Source organism: Actinoplanes sp. NPDC048791 (genome assembly GCF_040650095.1).
Taxonomy (GTDB): domain Bacteria; phylum Actinomycetota; class Actinomycetes; order Mycobacteriales; family Micromonosporaceae; genus Actinoplanes.
The window spans coordinates 1-10,932 of record NZ_JBEZGQ010000202.1; the positions used below are offsets into that span (position 1 = coordinate 1).

9 protein-coding genes and 1 pseudogene are annotated in these 10,932 nt (G+C 72.5%); 3 read left to right on the forward strand and 7 right to left on the reverse strand.

All coding sequences use genetic code 11. The annotated features are described in order from the left end of the window. Window positions 1–43: 43 nt before the first annotated feature. Window positions 44–373, reverse strand: a complete 330-nt coding sequence (locus tag AB0C29_RS17150) for a hypothetical protein (protein WP_360548494.1) — start codon at window positions 371–373, stop codon at window positions 44–46. 252 nt (window positions 374–625) lie between these two features. On the opposite strand from AB0C29_RS17150, the gene AB0C29_RS17155 reads away from it, so the two are divergent. Both AB0C29_RS17155 and AB0C29_RS17160 read left to right on the forward strand, forming a co-directional pair. After that, window positions 626–1,117: a DUF3145 domain-containing protein gene (locus AB0C29_RS17155; protein ID WP_212991880.1), complete on the forward strand. Its 492-nt coding sequence runs from the start codon at window positions 626–628 to the stop codon at window positions 1,115–1,117. A gap of 538 nt (window positions 1,118–1,655) precedes the next feature. After that, complete coding sequence (locus tag AB0C29_RS17160; RefSeq protein WP_360821197.1) at window positions 1,656–3,392, forward strand: glycoside hydrolase family 3 N-terminal domain-containing protein; 1,737 nt, start codon at window positions 1,656–1,658, stop codon at window positions 3,390–3,392. A 127-nt stretch (window positions 3,393–3,519) separates the two neighbouring features. On the opposite strand, the gene AB0C29_RS17165 is transcribed toward AB0C29_RS17160, so the two are convergent. Further along, window positions 3,520–4,665: an AraC family transcriptional regulator gene (locus tag AB0C29_RS17165; RefSeq protein ID WP_360821199.1), complete on the reverse strand. Its 1,146-nt coding sequence runs from the start codon at window positions 4,663–4,665 to the stop codon at window positions 3,520–3,522. On the opposite strand from AB0C29_RS17165, the gene AB0C29_RS17170 reads away from it, so the two are divergent. Continuing rightward, on the forward strand, window positions 4,607–5,488 hold the full coding sequence (locus AB0C29_RS17170) for an NADP-dependent oxidoreductase (RefSeq protein WP_360821201.1): 882 nt from the start codon (window positions 4,607–4,609) through the stop codon (window positions 5,486–5,488). The two genes, AB0C29_RS17165 and AB0C29_RS17170, sit on opposite strands and share 59 nt — an antisense overlap. 5 nt (window positions 5,489–5,493) lie before the next feature. Here the strand turns inward: AB0C29_RS17170 and AB0C29_RS17175 are convergent, their stop codons facing one another. The 5 genes and pseudogenes from AB0C29_RS17175 to AB0C29_RS17195 form a co-directional block, all read right to left on the reverse strand. Beyond that, window positions 5,494–6,915: a carboxyl transferase domain-containing protein gene (locus AB0C29_RS17175; RefSeq protein WP_360821203.1), complete on the reverse strand. Its 1,422-nt coding sequence runs from the start codon at window positions 6,913–6,915 to the stop codon at window positions 5,494–5,496. 916 nt (window positions 6,916–7,831) lie between these two features. Beyond that, window positions 7,832–9,058, reverse strand: a complete 1,227-nt coding sequence (fabF, locus tag AB0C29_RS17180) for a beta-ketoacyl-ACP synthase II (protein WP_360821205.1) — start codon at window positions 9,056–9,058, stop codon at window positions 7,832–7,834. A 1-nt stretch (window position 9,059) separates the two neighbouring features. After that, on the reverse strand, window positions 9,060–9,302 hold the full coding sequence (locus tag AB0C29_RS17185) for an acyl carrier protein (RefSeq protein WP_023359558.1): 243 nt from the start codon (window positions 9,300–9,302) through the stop codon (window positions 9,060–9,062). 31 nt (window positions 9,303–9,333) lie between these two features. Continuing rightward, on the reverse strand, window positions 9,334–10,284 hold the full coding sequence (locus AB0C29_RS17190; protein WP_360548482.1) for a beta-ketoacyl-ACP synthase III: 951 nt from the start codon (window positions 10,282–10,284) through the stop codon (window positions 9,334–9,336). A 31-nt stretch (window positions 10,285–10,315) separates the two neighbouring features. Beyond that, window positions 10,316–10,932, reverse strand: a pseudogene (locus AB0C29_RS17195) (ACP S-malonyltransferase); the annotation flags it as partial.

Genomic DNA, 10,932 nt, shown 5'->3' on the forward strand with positions numbered 1-10,932 from the left:
CGGACCACGTGGTCCGGGGAGCGCCTTTCTGCAGTGGCGTTGCTCAGCTCTCGAAGACGCCGGCGTCCACGAGGCGCTTCTCGGTCGCGCCCCAGCCGTGCTGCGGGAACGAGGCGTCCAGGCCCTCGATCTCGGCGCGGATCTTGGCGCCGTGGCCGGCGGCCGCGAGGGTGCGGATCTCCTCGACGAAGGCGTCCGAGTCGGTGCGGAGGTGGTTGGTCTTGCCGTTGGTCAGGTTACGCACGTAGGCGAAGCGCCCTTCGGCGAGCGGGATGAGGTACTTGAACTCACCCAGCACGCTCAGGGCCCCGCCCTGACCGGCCTGGCCGGCGCGGACTGATGCGCGGGCGGTCTTTGAGGTGTTGCTGGCCACGGCGGTACTCCTAGCTAGGTATTCCTCGGCAAAGTTGTCGGCAGAAAATGCCGCAGCCAGCCTACACGAACCCGGCATGGCCGTGCCGCCGGACGGGGTTCGGCCGTTAGGTCAGGTGTGCCTCGACGGCCATTCACATGTCGATATTGCGGTTTCTCTGGCGCACCATCCGTACCACCCGGCATCATGGAGCACGATCAACCGCGGTCGAGGTCGTAGGGGAAGACGCACCTCGGTCTCCGGGAGGTCACCGTGCCAACGTGTGGCGTCGTATACGTCCACTCGACTCCACTCGCCGTGTGCCAGCACGTCGAGTGGGCGATCGCGCGCGTCCTGACCGCGCCGGTCAATCTGCACTGGACGGCGCAGCCGGTAGACCCCGGCATGCGGCGTTCCGAGTGCAGCTGGACCGGACGGCCCGGGACTGGCGCCGAGCTGGCTGCTGCCCTCCGGCAGTGGCCCATGATCCGTTTCGAGGTCACCGAGGAACCGAGCCCCGGAGTCGACGGGGAGCGTTTCATGCACGTCCCGGGCCGCGGACTGTTCCGCGGCACCATCGGGGCGTCCGGTGACATCCAGATCGGTGAGGATCGGCTGCGGGCCATCATGGCCGCGGCCAAGGCTCCGGAGGCGCTTTCGCATGCCCTGGAGAAGGCGCTGGGCACGGCGTGGGACGCCGAGCTCGAGCCCTACCGGTACGCCGGGGACGGTGCGCCGGTCACCCTGCTCACCCGGGTGGGCTGACCCGACGCCAGGAAGCGGTCCTGCGTCTCGTGGCCGAACCATGGGCGGGGACCGCGCCGGTCTCCTGCCGGTTGTCGCGGGGCGGTGGCCTGCCGGTTGTTGCGGCGCGGTGACCTTCCGGTTGTCGCGGGGCGGTGGCCTGCCGGTTGTTGCGGCGCGGTGACCTTCCGGTTGTCGCGGGGCGGTGGCCTGCCGGTTATTGCGGCGCGGTGACCTGCCGGCTGTTGCAGGGCGGTCACCTGCCAACTGCGGGACTGGGCGCCGACCCCCTGGCCAGCGGACGTTGATGGACAGGCCATGCCCAACCGACGGGCCGGCTGCTTGCCTCACAGTCCGGTCGAAGCGCTGATCTCGCGTCGACATCGCCGTTCGGGACGGCAGCACCGGCTGCGGCGCCGGTCACGACGCGGCGGCGAAAGTCGGCCGCAGCCCTGAACGGCACCTCGCCGGTCGGGCGACCCCGCCCGTTGTCAAGGGGGTGTTCCTGCCCCCGTTCTTGGGGTGGACCCGTTTGTGCACGCGCTCGGGAGCTGATCGAATGACAGCCGTGAAGAGGGCGTTTCGCGTTGCTGTGGCCGTACCCGTGGCTTTGTCTCTGCTGGCCGGGTGCGGCGGCAGTGATGCGCCGCAGCAGCCGCGACCTGCTCCAGGCTCCGCGTCTCCCGCCGCTTCCGCGCCCTCCGTCAGCGTCGCCCCGACCGGCGATCCCACCGCCCGGGCGCGCGAAGCCGTCAAGACCTTCACCGACGCCCAGCTGGCCGGCCAGGTCCTGATGCCCTACGCCTACGGCGACAAGGCCGACCAGGTGGACGAGACGGCCGCCGCCGGCAACAAGCGGATCGCCGGCGTGGCCACCCCCGCCGAGATGGTCACCAAGTTCGGGCTCGGCGGGCTGATCCTGGTCGCGTTCACCCCGGACGACCCGACCGGCGCCACCAATCCGGCGACGAATGTGGACGATCCGCAGCAGGTGCGGGCGCTGACCGACGGCCTGCAGCGGGTGGCGACCGGCCTGCCCGGCGGGGCGCCGCTGCTGATCGGCACCGATCAGGAGTACGGCGTGGTCACCCGGGTCAAGACCGGCGTGACGCTGCTGCCGTCCGCGATGGCGTTCGGGGCCGCGGGCAAGCCCGAGCTGACCGAGGGCGCCTGGCGGGCGGCCGGCACCGAGCTGGCCGCGATGGGGATCAACCTCGACTTCGCCCCGGTCGCCGACACGCTGGGGCCGCAGGGCAGCTCGGTGATCGGCTCGCGGTCGTTCGGCGCCGATCCGAAGGCGAATGCCGCCCAGGTCGAGGCGGCTGTGCGCGGGATCCAGGGCGCCGGGGTGGCCGCGGCGCTCAAGCATTTCCCTGGTCATGGGCACACCGCGGGGGACAGCCACGACGACCTGCCGGTGGTCGCGCAGAGCCGGCCGAAGTGGGAGAGCGAGGACCGGCCGCCGTTCGCCGCCGGGATCGCCGCGGGTGCCGGCGTGGTCATGTCCGGGCACCTGGATGTCGAAGGCCTGGACAAGGGAGTCGCCGCGACGTTCTCGCGCAAGATCATGACGGATGTCCTGCGGGGTGAGCTGAAGTTCGGCGGGGTGGCGATCACCGACGCCATGAACATGCCGCCCGCGATGAAGTGGCCGGCGGGCGAGGCGGCGGTCCGCGCGCTGAACGCCGGGAACGACATCCTGCTCATGCCGCCGGATCTGGCCGGTGCGCGGGACGGCATCATGGCCGGGCTCAAGGACGGCAGCCTCAAGCGGGAGCGGCTCGTCGAGGCGGTCACCCGTGTCCTGACGCTCAAGTTCCGCACCGCCGCGCAGGTGCGGCCGGAGCTGTCTGCGCTCGGTTCGGCCGAGCACGTGCGGGCCGTCGGCGCCGCCGACGCGGCCGCGATCACCCTGCTCAAGGGCCCGTGTTCCGGGCCGCTGGTGTCCGGCCCGGTCACGGTCACCGCGTCCGGCGGTCGGGAGGCCGCCCGGATCACCCTGGTCAAGGCGTTGCAGGACGCGGGCGTCAAGGTCCAGGCCGCGGGCGGCGCGGTTGTGCACCTCGTCGGGTACGGCGACCGGCAGACCGACCTGAGTCCGGACGCGACGGTCACCGTCATCATGGACACTCCACAATTGCTGGCCGGGTCACGATCACCGACGCTGCTCGCGACCTACTCGTCCAGCCCGCTCGCGCTGAGCGCGTTGGCCGCGGTGCTCGCGGGCAAAGCTCCTGCGCCCGGCAGGTCTCCGGTAACGGTCGGCAAGCTCCCGCGCAGCGCCTGCGTCAAGTGAGCAGCCGGCGTCGGCCGGGTGAGGCGAATGGCCGGTGTCGGCCTGGTCGGGTGAGCCGCGAGTGGCGGCCTGGTCGGGTGAGCCGCGAGTGGCGGCCTGGTCGGGTGAGCCGCGAGTGGCGGCCTGGTCAGGTGAGCCGCCGGAAGCGTCCCGGCGCTGACCCGTGCCGGCGCCGGAAGGCGGTGGCGAAGGCGAACTCGGAGGCGTAGCCGACCCGGTGCGCGACGGTGGCCACAGTGGCGTCCGAGTCACGCAGCAGCCGCGCCGCCACGGTCATCCGCCACCAGGTCAGGTAGGCCAGCGGCGGCCGTCCGACCAGGGCGTTGAAGCGACGGGCGAACGGCGCCCGGGACAGTCCAGCGTGCGCGGCGAGGGTGGCCACCGTCCAGGGGCGGCCGGGGTCCTCGTGCATGGCGTGCAGGGCGGCAGCGGTCACCGGGTCGCGCAGGGCCGCTGCCCAGCCGGTCGGTGCGGCGGGCTGCTCGGCGTACCAGCGGCGTAGCAGGTAGAGCAGGAGCATCTCCAGCAGCGCGGGCACGACGGCGTCCGTGCCGAGGCGGGGATGTTCCAGCTCGGCGGTGAGCAGGCCGACGGCGGCGCGCAGTTCGTCGGTGGGGCTCAGGTGGATCACTTCCGGCAGGTCGTGGACCAGCGGGTGGACCTGCGCCGGGTCGATCTCGTACGCGCCGCAGAGCATGACCACCTCCTGCCCGTGCGGCCGCGTCCCGGGCTCGTCCGTAGACGGACTCGAAGGCTCATCCGTGGACGGATTCGGAGGTTCGTCCGTGGACGGATCCGGAGTGCCACCGCCGGGCACCGACCGCAGACGAGACCCTCCGGGCGGCAACGGCGGCGAAGCGTCTGTGCACGGGGCGGGCACGGCATCCGGCCTGTCGGCGAGGGCGTGCGCACGACCATGCGGCCGGAACACGACATCGCCGGCGTGGAGCCGAACCGGCGCGGCACCACCGGGCGGAAGCAGCCACGGCGACCCCCGCAGGATCACCTGGAAACCCATCGCCCCGGGCACCTCGGCGAACTCCTGCGCCCACGGCGCATCCCACCCGAGCAGCATCGACCGCGGCCGCCCGGTCCGCTGCACGGCGAGCACATCACTGAGCACATCCATCGCCGCACCCACCGAGACGATCGCGAAGGTTTTCAGGACTTGAAAGCATAGGTCGTCCTCACCGACCAGCCTACGGTCGGTGGTCATGAGAGCTGCGCGCATCCACGAGTACGGCGACCCGGACGTCATCCGCGTCGAGGACATCCCCCAGCCGCTCCCGGGGCCCGGCGAGGTGCTGATCCGCGTGGCCGCCACGTCTCTGAACCCGACCGAGACGGCGCTGCGTTCCGGCTTGCTCGCAACGATGTTTCCGGTCGTCCTGCCGGTGACCCTGGGCTGGGACGTCGCGGGCACCGTCGACGGCGACCCGGTTCTCGGAATGCTCGACGCAGGCGCGGCCGCCGAGTTCGCGGTCGCCCCGGCCACGTCCCTCGTCCGAGCCCCCGCCACGGTCCTGCTCGCTGACGCGGCCGCCCTGCCGCTGGCCGGGATGACCGCCTGGCAGACCGTCACCGAACACGCCGCGATCACCCCGGGCGAACGCGTCCTGGTCAACGGCGCGGGTGGCGGCATCGGCGGCTTCACGGTCCAGCTGGCCAAGCACGCGGGCGCGTACGTGCTGGCCACCGCAAGCCCCCGCAGCGCCGCGACGGTCCGGAGCCTCGGCGCCGACGAGGTGCTCGACTACACCGCCGGCCCGTTGACGGTGGGGGAGCCCGTCGACGCCGTGCTGAACTGCGCGGCGATCGACCCCGCCGCCGCGGCCGCACTCGTGCCCCTGGTCCGGCGGGGCGGCCGGATCATCACGGTGGCCACCCCGATCGAGTCGTCGGCGTCGGTGACCGCCCGGCACATGGTCACCCGCAACGATCCGGCCGACCTCGCCACGCTGGTACGGCTGGTGGACGACGGTGTGCTGCGGTTGGTGATCACTGACCGCCGTACGCTCGGCGACCTGCCGGAGCTGCACCGGCTCGCGGAATCAGGCGGCACCCACGGCAAGATCATTGTGACGCCGTCGCGCTGACCACCTCAGAGTGGAATGTTGCCGTGCGCGCCGCGGGCCGCCGGGGCCGCGGCCAGAGCTTCCGCGATACGGCGACGGGTCTGGTCCGGCGTGATCACGTCGTCCACCACACCGATCTCCAAGGCCCGGTTGACCCCGCCGGCCGTGTGCAGCTGCTCCTCGACCAGCGTCTCGCGGAGTGCCTCGCGCTGGTCGTGCGGGGCTGCCGCCAGCCGCTTGCGGTGCAGGATGTTCACCGCCGCGCTCGCACCCATGACCGCGATCTCGGCTGTCGGCCAGGCGAACACGGCCGTGGCGCCCAGCGCGCGGGAGTTCATCGCGATGTACGCGCCGCCGTACGCCTTGCGGGTCACCAGCGTCACCCGCGGCACGACCGCCTCGGCGAACGCGTGCAGCAGCTTCGCGCCGCGCCGGACCACGCCGTCCCACTCCTGGCCGAGACCGGGCAGATACCCGGGTACGTCCACCAGCACGATCAGCGGTACGCCCAACGAGTCGCACATCCGCACGAACCGGGCGGCCTTCTCCGCACTGGTCGCGTCCAGGCAGCCGCCGAGGCGCAGCGGATTGTTGGCGATGACGCCGACCGTACGACCACCGAAGCGGCCCAGCGTCGTCGACACGTTCGGCGCCCACTTGGCGTGCAACTCCACGCCGGGCTCGTCGAGCAGCGCCCGCACCACCGGCTTCACGTCGTACGCCCGGTTGGCCTGGGCCGGCATGGCCTGGGCCAGGTCGTGGCCCGGCGTGCTGCCCGCCGCGACGTCCGCCGGGGTGAGCCGGCCCTGCCGGCCGAGCAGGACGGTCAGCTTGCGCGCCTCGGCCAGCGCGCTCTCGTCGTCCTTGGTGGTGATGTGCACGACGCCGGAGCGGCGGCCGTGCGGCTCCGGACCGCCGAGGCGTTCCATGTCGACCTGCTCGCCGGTGACGCTGCGGACGACCTCCGGCCCGGTCACGAAGATCCGGCCGGCCTTGCTCATGATCACGATGTCGGTCAGCGCCGGGCCGTAGGCCGCGCCGCCGGCGGCGGGCCCGAGGACCACGGAGATCTGCGGTACGCGCCCGGACGCGCGCACCATCGCCGCGAAGATCTGCCCCACCCCGTCCAGCGCGACCACACCCTCGGCGAGCCGCGCCCCGCCGGAGTGCCAGAGTCCCAACACCGGCACCCGCTCGCGGACCGCGGTGTCGATCGCGTCGACCACGTGCCGGCAGCCCTCGACACCCATCGCGCCGCCCATCCGGGTGGCGTCGGTGGCGAAGGCGATCGCCGGCGTGCCGTCGACCTCGCCCCGGGCCCACAGCACGCCCGAGTCATCCGCCGGAGCGAGCAGACGCAGGGTGCCGCTGTCGAACAGTGCCCGCAGGCGAAACCGCGGATCACGGGTGTCGATGGTGGGATCGGCGGGAGATGAGGTCGTGGTCACAGCGCTTCTCCTAACGGTTCACCGCGCGAGGTGTAGGACCGGACCGGTCACCGCGCGGGTGAGAGCCGGACCGCGCGGCGCGAGACCGAACCGGTCACCGCGTGCTGACGACGCGCGGGATGAAGACGGGACCGCGCGACGTGCGGACCAGACCGATCATCGCGCGGGGTTGCAACCGGATCGCGCGGTGTGAGGAGTCGGACCGGTTACCGCGCGGGGGTGAAAGGCCGGAATGGTTGCCGCGGGGGGTTGCAACCGGACCGCGCGGTGTGAGGAGTCGGACCGGTCACCGCGGGGATGAGAGACCGGAATGGTTACCGCGCGGGGTTGCGACCGGACCGCGCGGTGTGAGGAGTCGGACCCGGTGACCGCGCGGGGGTGAAAGACCGGAATGGTTACCGCGCGGGGTTGCGACCGGACCGCCCGGCGGGAGAATTCGGACCGGTTACCGCGCGGGTTGCAACCGGACCGCGCGGTGTGAGGACTCCGACCGGTCACCGCGCGGGGATGAGAGACCGGAATGGTTACCGCGCGAGGTTGCAACCGGACCGCGCGGTGTGAGGACTCGGACCGGTCACCGCGCGGCAGTGAAAGACCGGACCGATTACCGCGCGGGTGTAGAACCGGACCGGTCACTGCACGGGATGAGAGACGGACCGAAGCGGCGCGAGACCGGGCCGACCACCCCGCGAGCTGAAGACCGAACCACGCGGCCTGCGAACCGGACGGTCACCGAGCGGCGAGGAACCGGACCGGCTACCGCGCGGGGTGAACCGGACCGCTACCGCGCGGGGTGAACCGGACCGCACGGCGTGCGAACCGGCCCGCGCCACAGGAGGACCGGACCGCGCGGCGTCGAAACCGGCCGGTCACCGCGCGGCGTGAGAACCCGACCGCGCGGTGATCGACCGACCCGTCAGGCGCGGGTGAAGACCAGGGCCACGTTGTGCCCACCGAAGCCGAACGAGTTGTTCAGCGCCGCCGGGATGTCGAGCTGGCGGGCCTTGTGGGCGGCCACGTCGAGCGCCAGCTTGTCGTCGGGGTCGTCCAGGTTGATGGTCGGGGGGACGACGCTGTCGCGGATCGCCAGGATTGTGGCGATCGACTCCAGGGCGCCGGCCGCGCCGAGCAGGTGCCCGGACATCGACTTGGTCGAGGTGAGGACCGGGTGGTCGCCCACCGCCGTGAGCAGCGCGGCGATCTCCGTCATGTCCCCGGCCGGGGTGGAGGTCGCGTGCGCGTTGACGTGCACGATGTCGGCCTTGGTGAGGCCCGCGTCCTCGATCGCCCGGCGGATCGCCCGGATCGCGCCGGCGCCCTCGGGGTGCGGCTGCACGATGTCGTAGCCGTCCGAGGTGATGCCGGCTCCGGCCAGCCGGGCGTAGATCGTCGCGCCGCGGGCGATGGCGTGGTCGGCGCGCTCGAGGACGAGCGCTCCCGCGCCCTCGCCGAGCACGAAGCCGTCGCGGCCCTTGTCCCACGGCCGGGATGCCTTCTCCGGCTCGTCGTTGCGGGTCGACATGGCCCGCATCGAGGCGAAACCGGCGATCGGCAGCGGGTGGATCACGGCCTCGGTCCCGCCGGCCATGACCACGTCGGCCCGGCCGGACCGGATGATGTCCAGGCCCAGCGACAGCGCCTCAGCGCCGGTCGCGCAGGCGCTGGCCATCGAGTGGACGCCCGCCTGGGCGCCGAGCTCGAGGCCGACCCAGGCGGCGGGGCCGTTGGGCATCAGCATCGGCACGGTGTGCGGGCTGACCCGGCGCGGCCCGGAGGCCTCCAGGATGTCGTCCTGGTTGAGCAGGGTCTGCGCACCGCCTATGCCGCTGCCGAAGCTCACGGCGAAGCGCTCCGGGTCGAGCCCGGAGTCCTTCAGGCCGGCGTCGGCCCAGGCCTGGTGGGCGGCGATCAGCGCGATCGCCTCGGAGCGGTCCAGCCGGCGCAGCTTGACCCGTTCGATCACCTCGGACGGGTCGACGGCGAGTTCCGCGGCGATGCGGACGGGCAACTGCGCGGCCCACTCCTGGGTGAGGGCTCTCACCCCGGAGCGGCCGGCGAGCATGGCGTCCCAGGTGGACGCGACGTCCCCGCCGAGCGGGGTCGTCGCGCCGAGCCCGGTGACGACGACGTCAGTGTTGCTCATGTCAGTGGTTCGCCTCGATGAAGGAGACGGCGTCGCCGACGGTCTTGAGGTTCTGCACCTCGTTGTCGGGGATCTTGACGCCGAACTTCTCCTCGGCGGCCACCACGACCTCGACCATGGACAGCGAGTCGACGTCCAGGTCGTCGGTGAAGGACTTCTCCTCGGCGACGTCGTCCGGGTTCACCCCGGCGACCTCCTCGAGGATCTCGGCGAGGCCGGAAGTGATCTCAGCGCGGGTTGCCATGTTCGGTGGTTCCTCTCGATGGTGGGAAAAGCTACGGGCAGCGGATGACCTGACCCGCGTACGTGAGGCCGCCGCCGAAGCCGAAGAGCAGGACCGGGGCGCCCGAGGGCACCTCGCGGCGCTCGACCAGCTTGGACAGGGCCAGCGGCACACTCGCCGCGGAGGTGTTGCCGGACTCGACCAGGTCCTTGGCGACGACGACGTCCGGGCCGAGGCCCAGGCGCTTGACGATGCCGTCGATGATGCGGGTGTTGGCCTGGTGCGGCACGAAGGCGGCTAGCTCCTCCGGCCGGACGCCGGCCCGCTCGCACGCCTGCAGGGCGAACGGCGCCAGCGCGGTGGTCGCCCAGCGGAAAACGATCTGGCCCTCCTGCTGGATGTACGGCTGCCAGCCCTCGATGCGCAGCACGTCGCCCTTGTCCGGGGCCGAGCCCCAGAGCACCGGGCCGACGCCGGGCTGCTCGCCGTCGGGGACCGCGGAGACCACGGCCGCGCCGGCGCCGTCACCGAAGAGCACGGCGGTGGTGCGGTCGGTCCAGTCGGTGACGTCGGAGAGCTTCTCGGCGCCGATGACGATGGCGTTGCGGCTGGCGCCCGCCCGGATCGCGTGGTCGGCGGTGCCCAGGGCGTACGAGAAGCCGGAGCAGGCGGTGTTCAGGTCCATCGCCGCCGGGGCGGTGATGCCCAGCCGGGCGGCGACGCGGGTCGCCACGTTGGGGCAGCGGTCGATGGAGGAGCAGGTGGCCACGACGACCATGTCGATGTCGGCGGCGCTGAGCCCGGAGCCGGCCAGCGCCTTCTCCGCGGCGAAGGTGGCCATGTCGGCGACCGACTCGGCGTCGGCGACGCGGCGCTCGGCGATGCCGACCCGGTCCTTGATCCACGCGTCGTTGGTGTTGACGATCTTGGCCAGATCGTCGTTGGTGACAATGCGCGAGGGCTGGTAGTGGCCCATCGCGACGATGCGGGAACCCGCGGTCATCGTGTTGCTCCTTCGTTCGCGACGGACGTGGTCACTGCTGCTGCCCGCCGATGCGGGCCACCGGCTGGCCGGGGGCCACCGGGTCGTCGTGGTGGGCGAGCCACTCGGTGAGGATCCCGGCGGCGTGCGCGGCGACCTCGACCGGTCCCTGCCGGGTCGTCACCTGGCCGATGACCTGGCCCTGCCGCAGGTCCACGCCCTCGGCCAGGCCCTCGGCGGGCTGGAACAGCCCGGCGCTGGGCGCGACCACGACCCGGAAGAGCGGGGTGGGCTCGTGGGTGGAGGCGGTGCCGTGCCGGGCGATGAGGTCGCGCGCGGCGGGCAGGTCGTCCGGGGTGTTGAGGGTGACGATCTCGGGGGCGTTCTCGCCCTTGAGCTCGCGCTTGGCCAGCCCGGCCAGGGTGCCCGCCGGGGGCAGCTCGATGATGCCGGTGACTCCCAGGTCGCGCAGGTTGCGCAGCACCAGGTCCCAGCGGACCGGGGCGGTGACCTGGCGGACCAGGCGCCGCAGCATCTCGCGGCCGTGGTTGACGGCGGCGCCGTCCAGGTCGGACAGCAGGATCCGGGCCGGGTCGGCGACGGGCACGCCGGCCGCGACGGCCCCGAGGGCCCGCTCGGCCGGCGCCATGTACGGAGTGTGGAAAGCCC